Genomic DNA, 21,061 nt, shown 5'->3' on the forward strand with positions numbered 1-21,061 from the left:
AACCCTCATCATGGCAAGCAACCCTGATGACCGCTTCGACTGGGAGGCTTACGAAGCCGACCTGACCCGGCAGGCCGACGCGGACGTGGTCGACCTGGACGACGCACGCGCCCGCCGGGCGCCGCGCCGCGACCGGCCCACCGGCGCCGCTGCCGGCACGCACTTCGACGTACCGCTCGACGAGGCGCCACAGCCCGGCGGCGCCCTGGTCGACGTTCCGCCGGCCGGGCCGAACGGTCGCCGGCCGATCGTGCCGACCAGCCTGCGCGGCTGGGCGAACCTCCGCGCCACGGTCCGCTACGCCGTCGGGTTGACCGCCTACCGCACCGGCTACCACGCCCTGCGTTCCCCGTGGTATGCCGCACAGGCCGGGTTCTGGGCCAGCGTTGGCCTGTTCCGGCTGCTCGGCCGACAGCTCCGTTGGTGGTGGCTCTCCGAGCAGTACGGGCTGCGCCAGGCGGCTGCCGACGCGAAAGACGCGCAACTGTGGCTGAAGCTGCACCGGGAGGTGAAGGCAACCCGGGCATGGCGCGGCACCGTGCTCGCCGCCGAGCTGGGCGCGGTCGCCATCGGTGCGCCGGTTCTGTGGCCGCTCACGCCGTGGTGGGTGAAGGCAACCGCCGCCGTACTCGGCGTGTCCTACCTCGCCCACATCGGCCGCCCCGCCGACCGGCGGATCATCAGCCCTGCCACCGTTGCCGGCCGGTTCCGCCGGGTGAACCCGGACATCATCCTGCGTGCCTACTACGCCGCTGGCCTGGGACATCCTGACCGGCCGAACCAGCAGATCACCTTCGGGTCGACCATGGCGCGCGACGCGTCCGGTACCGGCTCTCAGGTGTTGATCGATCTGCCGTTCAACGGCAAGACCTGGGAAGACGTCCTGAAGGCCAAGCCCGCGATTGCGGCCGGTATGGACGTGTCGGTGAATCAAGTGTTCGTGACCCGTGACCCGTCCTCACACCGGCGACACCTGCTGTTCGTCGCCGACCGCGACCCGCTCGCCGTTCCGGCTGGCAAGACGCCGCTGCTGGACTGCAAGGTCCGGGACATCTGGGCGGAAGCGCCGTTTGGGCTGGACGAGCGGGGACGCAAGGTCACCCTTGCCCTGATGTGGATCTCGGTCCTGATCGGTGCGCAGCCGCGCAAGGGCAAGACGTTCGCCACTCGCCTACTGGCGCTGTTCGCCGCTCTCGACCCGTACGTGACGCTGCTGGTAGCCGACGGCAAGATGTCGGCCGACTGGGACAAGTTCCGCATGGTCGCCCACAGGTACGTCTGCGGCGTGGTGCCCAACAGCCGCGACAACGACCCGATTCCGCACCTGCTCGACATGCTCCGCGAGATCAAGCGGCACATCGAGCAGGTCAACGACTTCCTTGCCAAGCTGCCGACCTCGGAGTGCCCGGAAGGGAAGATCACCCGGGAGCTGTCCCGGAAGTACCCGCAGCTTCGGGTGTGGCTGCTGGTCCTGGAGGAGTTCCAGACCTACTTCGAGACCGACGACCAGGACGTCAACAAGGAGATTGCCGGCCTGCTCAGCTTCATCATGGCTGTCGGTCCGTCCGCCGGGGTCATCATCCTGTCGTCGTCGCAGAAGCCGTCCGGGGTCGGTGCCGGGGACGTGGCACGGCTGTTCAACCGCTACCGCGACAACCACGCCGTACGGTTCGCGCTCAAGTGCGGCAACCGGGTCGTCTCGGAGGCGATCCTCGGCGGGGACGCGTACGCCGAAGGGTTCGACGCCTCCACCCTGCCCAACGGCAGGGACTACCGGGGTGTGGGCATCCTCTACGGCGCCTCCGACGACACCGCCACCGTCCGGACCTACCTTGCCGACCACACCGACGCGGAAAAGATCCTCACCGCTGCCCGCAAGCACCGGGAACGGGCCGGAACGCTGACCGGCGACGCTGCCGGGGAAACCGTCGCCCGAGAGGTTCGGGACGTGCTCGCCGACGTTCGTGCCGTGTTCCACCCCGGAGAACCCGGCCTGCACTGGACCACGATCGCCGCCCGGCTGGCCGAACGGATGCCCGAGCACTACGCCGATCTGACCGCCGACGCTGCCTCTGCTCTCCTCCGCGAGCATGTACCGAGCGTGAGCGTCAAGGTGCGCGGAACGGTCAACCGGGGCGCCCGGCTCAAGGACCTGGACGACGCGATCAACCGACGCAAGAGCGCCTGATCGGTATCGGCGGCGCTGCTACCAGGTAGCGCCGCCGCTACTTCCCCCGCTACCACCCTGGCCAGCCGCTACCCACACCGGTAGCAGGTAGCGCCAGCAGCCCCGTGCACCCAAAAACCGGCCTCAGGAGGCTTTCCGTGGCACCCCTCGCCGCTACCGCTACCTCCACGATCCCCCACGACGCAGCCGCCGCCGCTCTCCTCCTACTCGCCCTGCTTGCCGTCACGCTCGGCTACCTCGCTACGTGCTGGCTCTTCCCGTTCGTCGCCTGCCGACGCTGCCACGGAACCGGCCGCCGCCGCGCACCATTCGGCCGCGCCTTCCGGCTCTGCTCCCGATGCGACGGGGACGGCTACCGGCTTCGCCCCGGCCGCCTGGTCCTCAACTACCTCCGCAACCTCCACGACAAGGGCACCCGATGAACCACCACACCGCACACACCGGATGGTGCGCCCGAGACCACCGCTGCAACCTCACCGAGCACCGATCCGAAGAGATCATCGTCAACCTGCCGGGGCACGGACGGGCCGTGCTGAACCGCGTCCGCACCGACGGCGGCACCGAGTACGCCGAGCTGCGCATGCGGGTTGCGCTCGCCCCGACCGAACCGGCCGCCCGCCGACAACTGGCCGCGATCCTCACCAGCGCCCGCGATCTGGTCACCCGTGCCGCACTCGCCGGCCGGCCCACCCCTCGCCGGACCGCCCGATGACCGCCACCCACCGACCCGCCACCCCGGCCGCCGCTGTCCGTGCGGCCCGTGGCTGGCCGATGTGCCGGGCCGGTTGCGGCTGGCCGGTCGACCCGGCCGCCGGCACCGACCGGCACCCGACATGCCAACCCGACCCCCGAGAGGACGAAGCCGTGTCCGAGCTGCTTGACCCGGCGCTGCGGTACGCCGCGCAGGGCTGGCCGGTGTTCATGCTCGCCCGGTCCAAGCGCCCGGTAGCCAACTGCCGGCCGTGCGCTGACGCGGACGATAGTCACGACCCGGCCGCATGTGACTGCCTGACCTGTCACGGCTTCTACGCCGCGACCACCGACCCGCTACGCGTGGCCGGCATCGTCGCCGCTGTCCCCGCCGGGCAACTCGCGGTGCGGACCGGCGCCACGTCCGGCCTGGTGGTGGTCGATGTCGACCCACGCCACGGTGGCGACGACACGATGACCGCGCTGATCCGCGCAGGGCTGCTACCGCCTACCGCGCATGTAGTTACCGGGTCGGGTGGGCGGCATCTGTACTACCGGCACCCCGGCCGGCCGGTGCGGTGCAGCCAGGGCAAGTCCGGAGCAGGGCTCGGACCGGGTATCGACGTCAAGGCCGATGGCGGGTACGTGGTGCTTCCGCCGTCGGTGCACCCGCGCACCGGCCGCCCGTACCAGTGGGTACCGGGTCGGCAGGTGGAGGAGATGCCTCCCGCGCTGGTCGAGGCGTGTGAAACGGCGCCGCCGGCACCCGCACCGACCCGGCCGGACCGGCCAATCAGCACCCGCACGGCGGGAGGCATCTCCCATCCCGACCGGCTCCTAGCCGCACACCTTGACGCGGTCACCAGCGCCCCCGAGGGCAGCCGCCGGACCACGTTGTACGGCGCGGCCCGTGGCGTGGCTCGGATGGTCGCCGTCAACGCCATCGACCAGGCCGACGCCATCACCGCACTGACCGATGCCGGCCGCCGTGCCGAGCAGACCGAACGGGACATTCGCGCCGCCATCCGTGGCGGATTCCAGGCTGAAGGAGTCGCAGCATGAACCAACACACCCTGCCCGGCCGCCGTGTCGACGGCGCGGCGATCCTGGACGACCTACACGCATGCCTCACCCGGTACGTCATCCTCCCGTCCCCGGAAGCCGTCAACGCCGTGGTGCTGTGGGTCGCCGCAACGCACGCACAGACAGCTTGGGCGCACGCGCCCCGGCTCGTGATCCGGGCGCCGGAGAAGCGGTGCGGCAAGAGTCGACTGCTCGACATCGTGGAAGGCACCTGCCACAACCCGCTCATCACCGTCAACGCCAGCCCGGCCGCCGTCTACCGCGCCATCGGCACCGACCAGCCGCCGACCCTCCTCGTCGACGAAGCAGACACCATCTTCGGCAACGGCAAAGCCGAAGCGAACGAGGACCTACGCGGACTGTTGAACGCAGGGCACCAGCGGAACCGGCCCGCGATCCGATGGGACGCCGGCACGCAACGGCTGGAGAAGATCCCCACCTTCGCAATGGCCGCACTCGCCGGAATCGGCGCCATGCCCGACACCATCGAAGACCGCGCCGTCGTCGTCCGCATGCGCCGCCGCGCCCCCGGCGAAACCGTGTCGCCGTACCGGCACCGACGCGACAGCCCGGCACTACGCCGACTCGCCGAACGGCTGACCGAATGGCTCGGCGCTCACCTGCCCGACCTGGAAGCCGCCGAACCGGCCATGCCGGTCGAAGACCGCGCCGCCGACACCTGGGAACCACTCGTAGCCGTCGCCGACCTGGCAGGCGGCACCTGGCCGACCCGCGCCCGATGCGCCGTCACCACCCTCACCGCAGAAGCCGACGACGCCGGCAACGTCTCCACCCGCATCCGACTCCTGGCCGACATCCGCACCGCGTTCACCGTCCTCGGCGAACCATCGGCCGCCCCTACAAGCGAACTGCTCACCGTCCTCAACGGCGACCAGGAAGCGCAATGGGCCGACAGCGGACCATCCGGCCTGACCGGCAAGCGACTCGGTGACCTACTCCGGGAGTTCGGCATCACGTCAGCCACCCTCCGATTCCCCGTAGGGCAGGCCAAGGGCTACACCCGCGACGCGTTCACCGACGCGTGGAACCGGTACTGCCCGACACCCCCGGCAGGGGTATCCGTCCCATCCGTACCAACCTCGTTTCCCCAGGTCACCACTGGTACGGATTCCCTACCTGGTACGGATCAATCCGTCCCACGAACCCGCCCCCTCCGCGCCGCTGGTACGCATCAATCCGTACCAGCACACCAATCCGTACCAGCCCTGACCAGCCAAAACAAGCTTGGTACGGATGGGACGGATACCCCCCGCTCCCGCGTCGCCGGACGCTGGCAATGACCGCCCGACCGGCTGCCGAACCGGCCCGCTCAGAAGCCCGGAGAGCGTTCGGCCTATCCATGGACACCGGTCGACCGAAGATCTCGCCGCTACGGGTCTCTCAGACCCCCACGCAAACGGCCGGTGTCGAGTTCCCTCGCTCAGCTAGCACTTACCCCCTGTCAGCCCGGACGGCGCTCACCGTATGACTCAGGCGCCCCGGAACCACCCTGCGCACGACGGAGGACAGCAGCCGATGGCGCCGCGACGGAATGCGGAGTCCCTGACCATCCCTGAAGTGATTGGCGAACTGAAGGTGAGCCGGTCGACCTTCTACTACTGGCGACAGACCGGCAAAGCGCCCCGTTGCATCAAACTCCCCAATGGAGAGATCAGGGTCCGTCGAGACGACCTGACCACGTGGCTTGACGGACTTGAGGAGGCCGCGTGAGTCGTCGTCGTACCGATGCCGGGCGCCCCGATGACGGGGGCGCCCGGCGCCTCTCCCACGACGTACGTATCTGGGCACTACGCCTCCAGGAGGGGAAGCGCGGTAAGACCTACGCCGTACGTTGGACCGTCGCCGAGAGGGAGCATCACAAGACCTTCCGTACCCGGGCGCTGGCAGACGGGTTCCGCGCGCAACTGCTGTCCGCGACGCAACGAGGAACACTGTTTGATGTCACGTCCGGACTACCGGAAACGATGCTGCGGGAGCAACAGAGCAAGCCGTGGTATGACCACGCCTGCCGGTACGTCGACATGAAATGGCCCGGTGCGGCGCCCAAGTCGCGGACCGGTGTCGCGGAAACGTTGGCGACCGTCACGCCGGCCCTGCTCAGCACGGAGCGCGGACGGCCGGACCGTGACACGCTCCGGCAGGCGCTCTACGCCTGGGCGTTTGTCGCGCCTCGTCGGCAGGCTGGCGACCCTCCGCCGGAGTTCACTGCCGCTATTCGATGGCTGGAGCGCAACACGGTTGCTCTGGCCGATTTCGAGGACCCGACCACCGGCCCCGCACTGACCCGCCGTGCGCTTGACGCACTCGCTCTACGGCTCGACGGGCGACCGGCCGCCCCGAAGACGGTTGCCCGGAAACGAGCAGTCTTCTACAACGCGCTGGCGTACGCGGTAGAGCTTGGCATCCTGAGCGGCAATCCGATCGACCGCATCACCTGGAAAACGCCAAAGACCGTGGAGACGGTCGACCGGCGCCGCGCCGCGATCAACCCCGGGCAGGCACGGGCGCTACTTGCCGCAGTTCGCGAGCAGTCGTCCATCGGGCGCCGCCTGGCAGCGTTCTTCGCCTGCATGTACTACGGCGCCGCCCGCCCCGGGGAGGCGCTGGAGATCCGGCGGGAGAACCTTGCCAGGCTCCCCGAAGAAGGCTGGGGCGAATTGCTGCTGACAAGCTCGGCCCCGCGCACCGGCACGGCGTGGACGGACAGCGGCCGGTCGCGGGAACGGCGTGGCCTGAAGCACCGGGCGTCACGGGACACGCGGCCGGTGCCGGCGCATCCGGAACTGGTGACGTTCCTGCGGGAGCACCTGGAGGAGTTCGGCACGGCACCCGACGGTCGGCTGTTCGTCGGGCCACGCGGCGGCACCATCGGCGAGTCGACCTACCTCACCGTCTGGCACAAGGCACGAGCAGCGGCTCTGACTCCGGCTGAGGCAGCCTCACCGCTGGCCAGTGTGCCCTACGACCTACGGCACGCAGCGGTGTCGACGTGGCTCAACGGCGGGGTACCGGCCACCCAGGTAGCCGAGTGGGCGGGACACAGCGTGGAGGTACTGCTACGGACCTACGCCAAGTGCATCGTGGGGCAGGACGAGCTTGCCCGGCGCCGGATCGAGGAGGCGCTGAAACCGGACGACGACCAGGGCGGCACCGCCGCCTGAGCGCCCAGAAACCTCCCCGCGCATCCGCGATGGCCGGACAGCGCCGTTGGGTGGGCACACGGGAACAGTCCTTAACCGACGTTTCGTCTGGTCGAGGGCTGTTCCCGTACCCTGCTGGCGGGGTAGGGGATTCGAACCTCTGTGGCTTCCGTTCGGTTCACAACGCGCCAAACCCAAAACCGCCCGTTACCGCAATTCACACCGCAGACTCGCGTTCGGAAAACCTGTAAGGCGCGGGACCACCCGGCACTGCCCCACTCTGCCTAGAGTTTTGGCGCTTCCTGAAAAGAGTTAACATCTCCTCGAACGTACTCCGTGCACCCCTTGCGTTGCCTGGTGCGTTGCAGTTCCTCCGCGTCGGATAAGGAGTATATGGGCCCACTCTTTGTCCGGGCGACGGGTCGCGGGAAACCAGACTGACGAGATAACTGCTGTGCTCGCTGTCTTGAAACTCCGAGTAGCACGCCTATCTCAGCGAGTGTTACTAGCCGAGGAACCACTTCAGGGGTGCCTTCGGGTCGAATAGTCAGCGCAATTGGTTCACAATCTACGCCTGCAACACGTTGGATCACCCTCATAAGGACCCCAGATTCACGAATGGCCTTCGATGCAGTGGAGTCGGGCAACTTCTGCATTGCCAAAACGGTGAGGCCGGTCGCTCTTCTTTGCATGACCCAGCGGAGTCCCGGGCGATCGGGCTCCTGCCTTGATACTGCAAGAATTCTCGGCTCTTTACGGAATTCAAGTTGGATAAGCCAGTTCATCAGCTTTTACCCTCTCCGGATCTTGCAGCTTGCTAACTAATCAACAAGCCAGTAACCGAGGAATCCATGCAGCATGGGACCAGTGACCGCGACGAGAAACAGGTCTCCACTAGTCCGGTCGTAGACCAATATGGAGGCTGCGACACATGCGACCACAACGACAAAGGTTCGGATTGTGATTGATCGACGCAGTCTATCGCCTTTGACGAGGCGCGAGCCTTCCCGACGGCGCTCGAAGTCGCTAGGCTTCATACCGGCTCCTTACTTGTCGATGGGTAGGGCAGCATGACGGCGCCCGAGATTCCCCCTCGGGCGCCGCCGTCATTCTTGACTAACCCTCCACCTGATGGGCCGGACAGATTGTGCGACTTGCTAGTGAAGCCGGTGTTTGCGTGCGTGATTCTGCCCAGCTTCTTGTCATCGACAAGCTGCGCCCTTGTCGATGACAAGAGATGGGATGGCTGGCCGTAACCGGGGATGGTTGCCTAATACGACTGATCACGGGACGAGATGCCGAGACAGGCCCCCGCCAGGTGGCGCCAGTCATCGGCCCTGGTCCCCACCCCCCGACTTACCGGCCCTGGCCCCACCCTCGGCGGGGCCTCCGCCCTGGACTACGTCAGCAGCGACCCTGGATCGGATCAGGCTGGAGACGAGCCGCTGCCCCCGGTCGGGGCTGGCCGTCGGTCGCGACTGAGGGGGCCGAGTCGATACAGCCAAGAACCGTGGCCTGAAACCCAGGCAAAGATCGCCACGCGGACTGTGCCCGGTGCCCCGCCGCTCGAACCCTGACGACGACCAGGGCAAGACCGCCGCCTGGACGCCCGGAAACTTCTCCGCGCATTCTCCGTGGGTACCCGTTGACGGCCAGACAGCGCCGTTGACGGCTGGACAGACGGAAACAGCCCTTGACCGACGTTTTGCCTGGTCAAGGGCTGTTTTCGCACCTGGTGGCGGGTAGAGGATTCGAACCTCTGTAGCTTTCGCGACGGATTTACAGTCCGCTCCCATTGGCCGCTCGGGCAACCCGCCAGGGCGTGCCGCCACGCGGAACGCGGCAGCGGAAGCAAGGATAGCGGTTGCATCGGGTCGTCGCGCAAGCGGGTACCGTCGGCATGTCGTACCGCCGCCGGGCCGGCCCGGCGCACCTTCATGTCGTCCACAGCAGGAGCGGAATCATGGCAGCCAACCCGTCGTTCGACATCGTCAGCAAGGTCGACCGGCAGGAGATCGACAACGCCCTCCGGCAGACCGAGAAGGAGCTCTCCACCCGCTTCGACTTCCGGGGTACCGGGGCCGACATCTCGTGGTCGGGCGAGGAGGGGGTCAGCCTCCAGGCCGAGACGGAGGAGCGGGTCAAGGCGGCCCTGGAGGTCTTCAAGGAGAAGCTGATCAAGCGGAACATCTCGTTGAAGTCCCTGGACGCCGGCGAGGCGCGCCCGTCGGGCAAGGTGCACAAGATCGACTGCAAGATCATCCAGGGCATCGACTCGGACAAGGCCAAGGCGATCAGCAAGAAGATCCGCGACGAGGGGCCGAAGGGCGTACAGGCGCAGATCCAGGGCGACCAGCTCCGGGTGACCGGCAAGAAGAAGGACGACCTCCAGACAGTGATCTCCCTGCTCAAGAGCGAGGACTTCGGGGTCGCCCTCCAGTTCACCAACTATCGCTGATCTCTGGTCGGCTGTGCCCGCGACCGGCGGCGAACCCATCCGCCAAGATCGCGGGCACAGGTCCGGCACAGCCGGCGTCGTCTCGCCGCACTAGGTACGCCGACGGGGAGGCACGACAGGAGTTCGTCCTCACCGCCCGGCCGGTCGTCGGCGTGCTGGCGGTCAGCAACGTCTGAACGACCGCACCTCCGGCGACGGCCCATTCGGGGCGTACCGCCGATGCCGGTTCGAGGTGTCGGCGAGACGGCTGCGTTACGCGGAGCCTCGATTGTGGGCGCATGGGGGGACGCAGGCACGCCGAGAGCATCGACAGCCCGGGTAAGAGGCCGGTCGAGACCGTTCTGACCTGGCTGATCCATCCGGTGGCCCTGGCAGCCACCGCGCTACTGATCCTCAACGACCACGTGCTGAAGAGTGCCTATCCCGGTTGGTTGACCGGGAAGCTCAGCGACGTCGCTGGGCTGGTGATGGCGCCACCACTGCTGGCAATGCCACTGGCATTGCTGCTCGCGCTCGTCGGCCGACCGTCCGGCCCCGGACCCGGCCCCGGACCCGGAACCGGCCTCAGCCGCCGGCTGGAGGCGCTGCGGCGTACCCGCTGGAGTTTCCTGCCTGGACCGGGCCGCAACTCCGCCGACCTGCTGGCGCTGGCCTCGATCCTCCTGGTAGGCGCCGGCTTCACCGCGGTGAAGGCCAGTCCGGCCGGGGCCGCAGCGGCCTCGGCCGCCTGGAGCATCGTGAACGGGCCGTCGGTCATCCTGGCGGACGTCACCGATCTGCTGGCGTTGCCGGCGCTCGGCGTGGCCTGGTGGACCTGGCGGTCGGCGGCGGCCCGGCCGTCCCTCACCCGCTGGCTGCGTATGGTGGCGGTGCTGGTCGTGCTGCCGATCGCCGGGCTGGCCGTCGCGGCCACCTCCGCCCCGGATCACAGCGACGCGGTCGCGATCGGCGAGTGGCAGGGCGACGTCATCGTCGGGATCGACAACGCCTACGGCGGAGGTCCCCGAACGGCCAGGTCGTGGGATGTCAGCAAGGACGACGGGCGCACCTTCTCGCCGCTGCCCCAGGAAGAGGTCGGGCGTCTCCTGACGACCCTGCCTTCGCCGCTGGCCGGCGGGCAGGACTGCTCGGTGCGGAATCCCGGGCACTGCTTCCGGGTCGTGCCGCGCCAACTGGCGGTCGAGGAGAGCCGGGACGGCGGTACGACCTGGCAGTCAGCGTGGCAGATCGACGAGGCAGCCCGGGAACGGCTCGCGACCGCCATCCCGGGCGTGACCGACGTGCAGGAGTACCTGTCGTCCCGCGCCCTGGTCGTGCGGGACCAGCCCGATGGTGGCGTGGTGGTGCTGGTCGCCAATGGCCGGGACGGCTTTGCCCGCCGGGACAGCACCGGCAACTGGGAACGGATCGGCTTCGGCACCATGATCGGCGCGGGCTACCAGAGCGACCATCCGGCCACGCCGATCCCCAGCCACTTCACCGCGACCCGCGAAGCCAGCCTGCCCGTCGCGATCCCGTTGTCGGTCGCCGTCGGGTGCCTGGTGGCCGGGATCGGCTTTACGGTGCTGCTGGTCAGGCGACACGGGCCGCTCATGGTCGCCCCAACGGCGATCCTCGGCCTGCCCATTCTGGCCGGTGTGGCCTTGTTCTTCCGGGTGGTGGCGAGTCCCGGCGACCGCGAGGGCCTGAACCTGTTGGCGATCGTGACGGTAGGCCTGACACTGACACCGGTGGCCATCCTCCTGATGACCGTGATGCTCGACCGGAGGACCAGAGCGGCGGCCGGCGGCATCCATCTCGCTGCCCTGCTCGCCGCCGGGGCGGTGTGGCTGCCGTACGTCGTCCGGCTGGTGACGAGCCGGCCGAGCCAGGCCACCGCGACAACGTCGGCGCTGGGCATCGCGGTGGGCGTCGGGCTCGCCGGCATCATCTTCACCAGTCGGTACGCGGTGCGCCGGCTCCCGCCCCGACAGGCGTACGCAGTGCCGGCACCGCAGCCGCCGGACACAGCCGACCCGTCCCACCCGCCGATCGACGTCGAGCCAGGGTCGCGGTGACGGTACGTTCGCCACTACCCCTTCGTGGCGAGCGCCTGCTCCAGGCGTACCTCGGCCTGGGCTTCGGCCCGGGCGATCGAGCCGGTGGGTAGCGCCGCGACCACCGCGGCGGCCGCCACCGCCGCACCGGCGAAGATGAAGGCCCACGGTACGCCGACCTGGTCGGCGAGTACCCCCGCGACCGCACCACCGGCGGCGCTGGCCCCGACCGCCACGGTGACCACCCAGGTGTACGACTCGTTCAGCATGCTCACCGGGGAGATCCGGCCGACCATGGTGTTCTCCACGGTCAGCGCGGGAGCGATGGTGGCCCCGCCGAACACAAGTGCCACACCGAGCGCGATCGGGGTGGGCATCACGGCGAAGACCGCGAAGGTGGCCGCCAGCAGGCCGAGGAGCTGCCCGAACTGGCGGGCGGCGTTCCGGGCCGGCTTGCGGGTGCCGAACCAGAGGCCGCCGAGCGCGCTGCCGGTCCCCCACATCGCCAGGAGTACCCCGGCGACGCTCTCCGCGTTGGCCGGATCCTTCGCGGATGCGTACGCCGGTACGGCCACTCCGGCGGCGCCGAACGCGATGCCGAGCCCGGCGACGCAGAAGAGCAGCGCCGGGAAGCCACCGACCCGCAGCGGGCCGAGTCCCTTGGCGTGACTGTCCCGGGGGTGTGGCCGCCAGCCGCGCATCACCCGGCCGAGCGCCACGATCGTGGTGCCGACCAGGGTCACCACGGCGGCCCCGAGCAGTGCTGCCGCCGCGTCGGCCAGCAGCACGAAGGCGGCGACCAGCAGCGGGCCGATCACGAAGACGACCTCGAAGAGGGTGGTCTCGGCGGCGATCGCGGTGTTGCGCAGGGCGTACCGGCCGGAGGCGGGGTCGGTGAGGTCGTTCCAGGCGCCCCGGATCGCTGCGGTCAGCGGCGGGTACGTCGCACCGGCCACCGCCGAGGCGGTGAAGATCAGTGCGAGGGCGTCCGAGCCGGCGCGGCTGGCGAGCAGCAGCCCGACCAGGGCCACCGGGTGGGCCACGGCGGTGATCAGCAGTACGGGGCTCGGCCCGACCCGGTCGGCAATCCGGCCGGCGACCGGGCTGAGCGCGGCACCGGCGAGCGCGTACAGCGCGCCGGCCACGGCGGCCAGGGAGTACCGGTCGGTGACCTGCTCGACGACGAGCAGCAGCGCCAGCGGAGTCATGCCGATGCCGAGCCGGCCGACGATGCCGGCGATCAACAGCATCGGCGCGCCGGGAATCCGCCACACTCCCAGGTACTGCCGCAGCGCGGTCACGGATCCGAACCTCCTCGGGTCGTCACGCCACCTCGTCGCGGCCGGAAAGTCGCCGGCCGTCGGCTGTAACGAGTGGATGACCTTCCGACCCTAACGTGACCGGGCCCCCGCGCTGAACCCGATTAGCCGGACATCACGATTGTGGCTCACCACGCCCACAGCACCGGTACGACGCGGACGGCCCCGGCTCCCACTCAGGGGAGCCGGGGCCGTCTACTGTCGCGCCGGAGGTGTTAGGAGGGGGCCCTTCCTATACAGAAAGCGCTAATGGGGGGCCCTTCCTTACCGGTACTGGACCGGGCCGACGTTGGTCCGGGCCATCTGCTCCAGGCGGCGTACCCGCTCCTCCATCTTGGGGTGGGTGGAGAAGAGGTTCGCCACGCCGCCACCCCGGAACGGGTTGTCGATCATCAGGTGGGCGGCGCTGGTCAGCCGGTTGTCGGCCGGCAGCGGCAGCGCCTTGGTACCAGCGTGGATCTTGCGGAGCGCGCTGGCCAGCGCCAGCGGGTCCCGGGTCAGCGCGGCACCCGAGGCGTCCGCCTGGAACTCCCGGTTACGGCTGATGGCGAGCTGGATCAGGGTGGCCGCGATCGGGCCGAGGATCAGCGTCAGCAGCAGTACGGCCGGGTTCGGCGAGTCCTCGTCGTCCCCGCCGCCCAGCGGGATGAACCAGGCGAGGTTGGCCAGCATGGTGATGATGCCGGCCAGGCCGGCGGCCACGCTGGAGATCAGGATGTCCCGGTTGTAGACGTGGGACAGCTCGTGCCCGATGACGCCCCGCAGCTCCCGGTAGTCCAGGATCTGCGTGATGCCCTGGGTCACGGCGACCGCCGCGTTCTTGGGGTTACGTCCCGTCGCGAACGCGTTCGGCTGCATGGTCGGGCTGACGTACAACCGGGGCATCGGCTGCTTCGCCTCGGTCGCCAACTCCCGGACCATCTGGTAGAGCGCCGGGAACTCGGCCTCGGTGACCGGTTGTGCCCGCATCGCGCGCAGCGCGAGCTTGTCCGACCAGAAGTAGCTGACGGCGTTCATGGCCAGTGAGACGAATACGGCGATCACCAGACCACTGCTGCCGCCAAACCAGTAACCGACGCCGAGGATGAGAGCGGTGAGCAGGCCAAGTAGCGCGGCTGTCTTGAGCCGGTTGTGATGGCTGTGCACGATAACTCCTTCGGTGCGGCGGGCAATGGACCCGCTGACCGGTCCAACACCGGATTACCCCCTCAACAATCCGGATATGACTGTGAGTTACCTGAGAAAGCGCCCCAACAGCCGCCCAGGGCGGCGAATCTCACAGTGCGGCGACGTCCAGGATCAGTTGCGGGGCGAACCCGACGACGATCGCGACCAGGGTCGCCAGGGCCAGTACGGCGACAACCGCCCAGGCCGGACGGGCCGGCTCGGCCGCCGGCACCGGGCTGCGGTCGCCGGGCTGGGCCGGTGCACCCGGGTCGGCGGCGGGCACCACGGGCGCGGCGGCAGCCGCACCGGCCCGCTCGGCGGCCGGCTCCGGAGCGTAAAGAGTGGCGGCGACCCGTACGTAGTAGGCGAGCCCGATCACCGCGTTCAGCGCCACCACCAGGGCGAGCCAGCCGGCGTCCCCGGCCAGCAGCGAGCGCACGACGGTGACCTTGGCGAAGAGCCCGGCCAGCCCGGGTGGCAGACCGGCGAGCCCGACCAGGGCCAGCACGAACGCCGCCCCGACCCACGGTCGACGCCGGGCCGCGCCCCGGTAGTCGGCGATCTCGCCGCCGTCGGCTACCGCCGGCCGCAGCGCCACCACCGCACCGAACGCGGCCAGCTCCAGCACCACGAAGAAGACTGTGTACGCCACCGCAGCCGCGACCGCCGTGTCGATCGCCTCCGCGTTCCGCCCCGACGACAGCGCCAGCGCGCCCAGCGGGGCGAGGATGTAACCCGCCTGGGCCACCGACGACCAGGCAAGCAGCCGGACCATCCGGCGCTGCCGGAGCGCCACCAGGTTGCCGACGGTCATCGTCAGCACGGCCACCGCCGCCAGCAGCGGACCCGTCACCCGGGCCGGCAGCGCGGCGGCGGTGACCGCGAGCAGTGCCACCACCCCGCCGAGCTTGGAGGCGGTCGACAGGTACGCCGCGACCGGCACCGGGGCGCCGTCGTAGGTGGCCGGGGCCCAGGCGTGGAACGGTACCGCCGCCACCTTGAAGGCCAGCCCGAGCACGATCAGGGCCACCGCGACCACGGCCAGCGGCAGGTCCAGCAGGGCCGGACCGGTCGGGAAGTCGCCGCCGACCGGTACCGGCCGCTTCGCCTCCGCCGTGAAGACCGCGGCGAGCCGGCTCAGGTGCACCGCCCCGGTGACCGCGTAGAGCAGTGCGGCGCCGAGCAGGGTGACCGCGGTGGCCACCACGCTGACCACGAAGAAGGTGAGCGCCGCCTCGGCACCGGCGACGCTGCGGTGCCGGAGCCCGACGAGCACGTAGAGCGGCAGGGTCAGCGTCTCCAGGGCGACGACCAGGGTGATCAGGTCGCCGGCCGCACCAAGTACCACGCCGCCGGTCATCGAGCAGGCGAGCAGGAAGCAGTACTCCCCCGGCGGCACCTGTCCGGAGCGCAGCAGCGGGACGGAGAGCGCCAGCACCCCGAGGGTGAGCAGCGCGAAGAGGCAGCCGACCAGCGCCGCCCGGCCGTTTGCCAGATAGGAACAGTCGTCTCCGGCGCAGAACGTACTCCGGGAACCGGCGGCACCGACCAGCACCGCACCGAGCGCGGTGGCGGCGGCCCCGGCCGCGAAGACGGCCACCGTCGCGCCGCGCCGGCCGACCAGCAGGTCCGCCAGCAGCACGAGTACGGCGGTGCCGGCCGCCAGGTACGCCGGCAGCAGCGCGACGTTGTCCACGCTCTGGATCACGGCGGTCACCTGTCGACCGAGCTGATCATCGGATCGCCTCCAGGAGTGCCCCGACCGGCACCTCGGCATAGTCGAGCACCAGCGTCGGGGCGAGCCCGATGGCCAGTGCCAGCAGCACCAGCGGCCCCCAGGCCGCCAGCTCGGCACCGTGCAGTCCCGGCGTCAGGGTCAGCACCTTGGGGCTGGCCGGCCCGTGGGTGACCCGGCGCAGCAGCCGCAGCAGGTACGCCGCCGTCAGCGCGCCGCCGAACGCGGCCAGCACCGCCAGCGTGGTCCAGAGTGGACCGCCCACCTGCCAGGCGGCCACCACCGCGAATGCCTCGCCCCAGAACCCGGCCAGGCCGGGCAGCCCGAGCGAGGCGATGGCGGCGAAGCCGAGCAGCCCGGCGAGCCGGGGCGTACTCTCGCGCAGCCCGCCCAGCTCGGTCAGCGCCCCGGTGTGCGCCCGGTCCTTGATCGCCCCGGCGAGGAAGAAGAGCAGGCCGGTGATCACGCCGTGCGCGATGTTGCCGATCAGCGCCGCCTGGATGCCGGTGGCGGTCAGCGTGGCGATGCCGAGCAGCACGAACCCCATGTGCCCGACGCTCGAATAGGCGATCAGCCGCTTCAGCTCGCTCTGTGCCAGGCAGACCAGCGAACCGACGATGATCGCCGCCACGGCCAGTACCCCGAGCACTCCGGCCGCCGCCCGTGCCCCCTCCGGCGCCACCCCGACCGCGACCCGGATCAGCCCGTACGTGCCCATCTTGAGCAGTACGCCGGCCAGGATCACGCTGCCGACCGTCGGCGCGGCGGTGTGCGCGTCCGGCAGCCAGGAGTGCAGCGGCCAGAGTGGGCTCTTCACCGCGAACGCGATGGCCAGCAGGATGAACGCGGCGAGCTGGGTACCCCGGGACAGGCCGGCACCACCGGTCAGCTCGGTCAGGTCGGCGGTGCCGGCGGCGCTGACCACGGTGAAGACGCCGACCAGCAGCAACACCGAGCCGAAGAGGGTGTAGAGGGCGAACTTCCGGGCCGCGTGCTGCCGGTCCTCGCCGCCCCAGATCGCGATGATCGCGTACATCGGGAGGAGGACGACCTCGAAGAAGAGGAAGAAGAGCACCAGGTCGAGGGCGAGGAAGGTGCCGAGGATGCCGACCTCGACCACCAGCAGCAGCGCGACGAGGCTGCGGCCCCGGCCGGGCGCCGGCACCCGCCACCAGGTGTACGCGCAGCAGAGCAACGTCAGCAGCGCGGTCAGCACCACGAGCGGATAGGAGACCCCGTCCACCCCGAGCTGGAACCGCAGGTCGAGTCCGGGCACCCAGGTCAGGTCCAGCTCGTGCCACGGGCGGATCCCTGGTGCTGGGGCGGTTCCCGGTTGGTAGACCGCCCAGCTGTCGGTGGCGCCGACAGTCAGCAGCGCGGCCAGCACCAGGGTCACCGCCGCGAAGGCCGTACCGGTGATCCGGGCGGCCCGGTCGAACCGCGCCGGCAGTACGGCGAGCAGCGCCGCGCCGAGCGCCGGTACCGCCAGCGTGGCGATCAGGCCGATCCCGCCGAGGGTCACGTCGTCCCCCCGAGGGCCAGTACGGCGGCGAGGCCGAGCAGCAGGGCACCGCCGAGTACCGCCACCACCGCCCGGGGCATCCCGGCCCGGTGCAGCAGCTCCATCCGCCCGCCGAGTGCACCTGTCCCCCGGCCGGTCCCCTCGACCGCCCCGTCCACCAGCCCCTCGTCGCCGCGCCGGGCGAGCCGGCCGAGCGCCCGCACCGGGCGTACGACCAGGGCGTGCTGGACCTCGTCGAGCCAGAAGGCCCGGGCGAAGGCCGGACGCAGCGGACCCAGTCCGGTCGCCGGATCGGCGGCCGGATCGGCGCGCCAGCGCCACCAGGCGAGCCCGGCACCGGCCAGCAGCAGCACCACCGGAATGATCACGAAGCTGTCCAGGTGTGTCTCGTCCAACGCCAGCGCCTCCCGGAACGGGGTGACGAAGACCGCCAGCCCGAGCGCCACGCTCGGCACCGCGAGCAGGATCACCGGCCAGCGCAGCAGCCCGGGCGGGTCGTGCGGCGGGCCGGCCGGGGTGTGTGCCGGGGAGCCGGCCGGCGCGTCGATCGCCGACGCCGGGCTGGCGTGCGCGGCCGGGGTGTCGACCGGATGGGTCTGTGCCCGGGAGGCGCCGAGGAAGGTGCGCAGCAGCAGGCGGGTGGCGTACCAGGCGGTGATCGCCACCCCGGCGAGTCCGGCGAGCCAGACCAGCCAGCCGACCCAGGCGGCGGCCGGGCCGGCGTCGTGCCGGGCCGCCTGCTCGGCGACGACCAGGATGCCGTCCTTGCTCCAGAACCCGGCCAGCGGCGGCACCCCGGCCAGCGCGGCCAGCCCGATCGCGGTGCACCAGAAGGTCACCGGCATCGGCCGGCGCAGCCCGCCCATCGCCGACATCAGGTTGCTGCCGACGGCGTGGATCACCGCACCGGCGGCCAGGAAGAGCAGCGCCTTGAAGGCGGCGTGGCTGAGCAGGTGAAAGAGTGCGGCCGGTGGCGAGCCGACCGCCAGCGCCCCGGCCATGTAGCCGAGCTGCGAGACCGTCGACCAGGCCAGTACCCGTTTGATGTCGTCCTGCGCGGTGGCGGCGAGCGCGCCGAGCAGCAGGGTGACCGCGGCCATCACGCCGAGCACGGCGAGCGCGGCCGGAGCCCGTTCGAAGAGCGGGAAGAGCCGGGTCACCGCGTAGATCCCGGCCGCCACCATCGTCGCGGCGTGGATCAGCGCGGAGATCGGGGTCGGGCCGGCCATCGCGTCCGGCAGCCAGGTGTGCAGTGGGAACTGGGCGCTCTTGCCGGCCACTCCGGCGAGCAGCAGCAGGCAGCCGGCGGTCAGCGTGGCGGTGCCGAAGTCGTGGGCCAGCACGTCGGAGATCCGGAAACTGCCGGCCTGCACGCCGAGGATGACGATGCCGAGCAGGAAGCCGACGTCACCGACCCGGGTGACCAGGAATGCCTTCACGGCGGCGGCGGGCGCCTCCGGCAGCCGCCGGTCGTGGGCGATGAGCAGGTAGGAGCAGATGCCCATCACCTCCCAGCCGACCAGCAGCATGATCAGGTCACCGGCCACCACCACCAGCAGCATCGCGGCGGTGAAGAGGCTGACCTGGGCGGCGTAGGGGGCGTACCTGTCGTCGTCGTGCAGGTAGCCGACCGAGTAGACCTGCACCGCCAGCGCGACCGTCGCGACGGCGACCGCGACCAGGGCGGCGGCCGGGTCCAGCCGGAGGGTGAGGGTGACCGGCAGCCCACCGAAGTCGACCCACTCGGCGCTCGCCTCGGTGCGCCCGCCGTCGAGCGCCACGAGCAGCCCGATCGCCGCCGCCAGCGCCACCGCCGCACCGCCGATGCCGAGCACCGCCGCACCGACCCGGGACCGCTGCGGCAGCAGCAACCCGACCAGGGCCACTCCGAAGGGTACGGCCGGAAGCAGCGCCGCGAACGTCTGTGCGCCGGTCATCGATCCGCCCCCGGTGCCCGTCCCGCCGGCTGGGTCGTCGCCGGCCCGGACCCGGTCAGCGCCGGAGTGGCCACGATCGCCTGCGGCCCGGTGTCCGGGGTGTGCGTGTCGAGGCGTACGTCGTCGATGGTGGCCGTGCCGCGCAGCCGATAGAGCTGGAGCACGATCGCCAGCCCCACCCCCACCTCGGCGGCGGCGATCACGATGACGAAGAGCGTGAACGCCTGCCCGGTGAGCGGCAGCGGCGCGGCACCCTCGACACCCGGGGCCGGGTGACCCAGTGCCCGGTGCAGCGGGGCGGCGTCGGCGGTGACCAGCAGCAGGTTGACGGCGTTGAGCATCAACTCGACGGCCATCAGCACCAGTACGGCGTTGCGACGGCGGAGCACGCCGTAGACGCCCAGGCCGAAGAGGAGGGCGGCGACGACGTACGGGATGGCGGGCCTCACTGGCGCCGCCCCGGAATCCGTACGCTTATCGCGATCGCTCCGACCAGGGCGGAGAGGAGCAGCACGGAGAGCACCTCGAACGGCAGTACCCAGGAACGGAAGATCTCGGTGCCGATCCGTTCCGCCGTACCGGGCTCCGGCAACTCCACGGTGGACCACCGGTACGCGTCGACCAGCAGCGCGGCCAGGCCCAGCCCGGTCCCGCCGCCGATCAGCACCGCCGGCCAGCCGGGCCGGTCAAGATCGTCTGCGGCACCGATCGGCGCCCGGGTCAGCATCACCGCGAAGAGCAGCAGCACCACGACCGCGCCGACGTAGATGAGCAACTGCACCCAGGCCACCATCTCGGCGGTGAGCACCAGGTAGAGCCCGGCGACCGCGCCGAGGCAGGCCACCAGGTAGAGCCCGGCCCGGACCAGGTGCCGGGTGGAGACCACGAGTACGCCGGACCCGACCGCCACCGCCCCGAGGGCCAGCATCAGCACGTCGGCGGCGGTCACGGCGGCTCCTCGTCGACCGGAGACCCGGAGCCGGGGCGTCCGTCAGCCGGGGAACCGGGTCCGGGACGCTCGCCGGCCGGGGAACCGGGTCGGGCGCGCTCGCCAGGTGCGGGACGCTCGCCGGCCGGTGGCTCGGAGCCGGGGCGGGCCGGGCGACGGGCGCGTACCCCCGGACCGGCCGGACGGTCCCCGGCCGCGCCCGGAGCGGCGGCCTTGCGCGCGGCGGCCTCCTCCTTGGCCGGCTCGCCGTTCGGGTCGTGCGCGGGCGGCGGCGGCACGGTGGCCATCCACTCCCCGAGGTGCTCCTTGTCGTGCAGCAGATCCCGGATGTCGTACTCGGCGTACTCGAACTCGGGCGACCAGTAGAGCGCGTCGAACGGGCAGACCTCGATGCAGATGCCGCAGTACATGCAGAGCGAGAAGTCGATGTCGAAACGGTCGAGTACGTTGCGCTGGCGCGGCCGGGCCGCCCCCGGGACCGCCACCTCCTCCTTGTGCGAGTCGATGTAGATGCACCAGTCCGGGCACTCCCGGGCGCAGAGCATGCAGACCGTGCAGTTCTCCTCCAGCAGCGCGATCACGCCCCGGGAGCGCGGCGGCAGCTCGGGGGCGACGTCCGGGTACTGCTGGGTGTGCGAACGCCGGGTCATCGTCTTGAGGGTGACGGCCAGCCCTTTCGCCAACCCCTCGCCCGGGACGCTCATGCCAGCACTCCGCCGCGCTCGCTCATGGGGCTTATCCTGCCGTGTCGGCGGTTCCGGCGCGACCACCCCCGGCCAGTTGAAGCGGTACGGTGGCACCGGGTGACGTAAGTCC

17 protein-coding genes and 1 tRNA gene are annotated in these 21,061 nt (G+C 70.6%); 9 read left to right on the plus strand and 9 right to left on the minus strand.

All coding sequences use genetic code 11. The annotated features are described in order from the left end of the window. Positions 1–10: 10 nt before the first annotated feature. From CLT71_RS18375 to CLT71_RS18405, 7 genes are all read left to right on the plus strand, one after another. Positions 11–2,188: a cell division protein FtsK gene (locus CLT71_RS18375; RefSeq protein ID WP_101368192.1), complete on the plus strand. Its 2,178-nt coding sequence runs from the start codon at positions 11–13 to the stop codon at positions 2,186–2,188. Positions 2,189–2,325: 137 nt separating this feature from the next. Further along, positions 2,326–2,610 (plus strand): hypothetical protein, encoded by a 285-nt coding sequence (locus tag CLT71_RS18380; protein WP_486483326.1) that lies wholly within the window; start codon positions 2,326–2,328, stop codon positions 2,608–2,610. Next, on the plus strand, positions 2,607–2,900 hold the full coding sequence (locus CLT71_RS18385; RefSeq protein ID WP_101368193.1) for a hypothetical protein: 294 nt from the start codon (positions 2,607–2,609) through the stop codon (positions 2,898–2,900). Before CLT71_RS18380 ends, CLT71_RS18385 begins: the two co-directional genes overlap by 4 nt. Before the next feature lie 152 nt (positions 2,901–3,052). Then, positions 3,053–3,940: a bifunctional DNA primase/polymerase gene (locus tag CLT71_RS18390; RefSeq protein WP_486483327.1), complete on the plus strand. Its 888-nt coding sequence runs from the start codon at positions 3,053–3,055 to the stop codon at positions 3,938–3,940. Further along, positions 3,937–5,262 carry a DUF3631 domain-containing protein gene (locus CLT71_RS18395; RefSeq protein WP_101368194.1) on the plus strand — a complete coding sequence of 442 codons (1,326 nt, stop codon included), beginning with the start codon at positions 3,937–3,939 and terminating at the stop codon, positions 5,260–5,262. Before CLT71_RS18390 ends, CLT71_RS18395 begins: the two co-directional genes overlap by 4 nt. A gap of 235 nt (positions 5,263–5,497) precedes the next feature. Continuing rightward, positions 5,498–5,692, plus strand: coding sequence for a helix-turn-helix domain-containing protein (locus CLT71_RS18400; protein WP_101368195.1), 195 nt, complete (start codon positions 5,498–5,500; stop codon positions 5,690–5,692). Beyond that, positions 5,689–7,143 carry a site-specific integrase gene (locus CLT71_RS18405; RefSeq protein WP_101368196.1) on the plus strand — a complete coding sequence of 485 codons (1,455 nt, stop codon included), beginning with the start codon at positions 5,689–5,691 and terminating at the stop codon, positions 7,141–7,143. Before CLT71_RS18400 ends, CLT71_RS18405 begins: the two co-directional genes overlap by 4 nt. A gap of 1,712 nt (positions 7,144–8,855) precedes the next feature. On the opposite strand, the gene CLT71_RS18410 is transcribed toward CLT71_RS18405, so the two are convergent. After that, a tRNA-Tyr gene (locus CLT71_RS18410) sits at positions 8,856–8,939 on the minus strand. A gap of 146 nt (positions 8,940–9,085) precedes the next feature. On the opposite strand from CLT71_RS18410, the gene CLT71_RS18415 reads away from it, so the two are divergent. Beyond that, positions 9,086–9,580 carry a YajQ family cyclic di-GMP-binding protein gene (locus tag CLT71_RS18415; protein WP_101368197.1) on the plus strand — a complete coding sequence of 165 codons (495 nt, stop codon included), beginning with the start codon at positions 9,086–9,088 and terminating at the stop codon, positions 9,578–9,580. A gap of 278 nt (positions 9,581–9,858) precedes the next feature. Continuing rightward, a complete protein-coding gene (locus CLT71_RS18420; protein WP_101368198.1) occupies positions 9,859–11,637 on the plus strand; it encodes a hypothetical protein in 1,779 nt (592 codons plus the stop codon). Between the two features lie 14 nt (positions 11,638–11,651). Here the strand turns inward: CLT71_RS18420 and CLT71_RS18425 are convergent, their stop codons facing one another. The 8 genes from CLT71_RS18425 to CLT71_RS18460 form a co-directional block, all read right to left on the minus strand. Beyond that, positions 11,652–12,917, minus strand: coding sequence for an MFS transporter (locus CLT71_RS18425; RefSeq protein ID WP_101368199.1), 1,266 nt, complete (start codon positions 12,915–12,917; stop codon positions 11,652–11,654). 282 nt (positions 12,918–13,199) lie between these two features. Beyond that, positions 13,200–14,081 carry a zinc metalloprotease HtpX gene (gene htpX, locus CLT71_RS18430; protein ID WP_101368200.1) on the minus strand — a complete coding sequence of 294 codons (882 nt, stop codon included), beginning with the start codon at positions 14,079–14,081 and terminating at the stop codon, positions 13,200–13,202. A gap of 130 nt (positions 14,082–14,211) precedes the next feature. Next, complete coding sequence (locus tag CLT71_RS18435) at positions 14,212–15,819, minus strand: NADH-quinone oxidoreductase subunit N (protein ID WP_486483328.1); 1,608 nt, start codon at positions 15,817–15,819, stop codon at positions 14,212–14,214. 16 nt (positions 15,820–15,835) lie between these two features. After that, on the minus strand, positions 15,836–17,359 hold the full coding sequence (locus CLT71_RS18440) for an NADH-quinone oxidoreductase subunit M (protein WP_101368202.1): 1,524 nt from the start codon (positions 17,357–17,359) through the stop codon (positions 15,836–15,838). Next, positions 17,356–19,296, minus strand: a complete 1,941-nt coding sequence (locus CLT71_RS18445) for an NADH-quinone oxidoreductase subunit L (protein WP_101368203.1) — start codon at positions 19,294–19,296, stop codon at positions 17,356–17,358. The genes CLT71_RS18440 and CLT71_RS18445 overlap by 4 nt, the downstream gene beginning before the upstream one ends. Further along, entirely contained in the window at positions 19,293–19,745 is a 453-nt protein-coding gene (gene nuoK, locus CLT71_RS18450; RefSeq protein ID WP_101368204.1) for an NADH-quinone oxidoreductase subunit NuoK, read from the minus strand. The genes CLT71_RS18445 and nuoK overlap by 4 nt, the downstream gene beginning before the upstream one ends. Next, positions 19,742–20,245 (minus strand): NADH-quinone oxidoreductase subunit J, encoded by a 504-nt coding sequence (locus tag CLT71_RS18455; RefSeq protein ID WP_101368205.1) that lies wholly within the window; start codon positions 20,243–20,245, stop codon positions 19,742–19,744. The genes nuoK and CLT71_RS18455 overlap by 4 nt, the downstream gene beginning before the upstream one ends. After that, positions 20,242–20,949, minus strand: coding sequence for a 4Fe-4S binding protein (locus tag CLT71_RS18460; RefSeq protein ID WP_101368206.1), 708 nt, complete (start codon positions 20,947–20,949; stop codon positions 20,242–20,244). Before CLT71_RS18460 ends, CLT71_RS18455 begins: the two co-directional genes overlap by 4 nt. Positions 20,950–21,061: the final 112 nt, after the last annotated feature.

This window comes from Plantactinospora sp. CNZ320 (genome assembly GCF_002846275.1).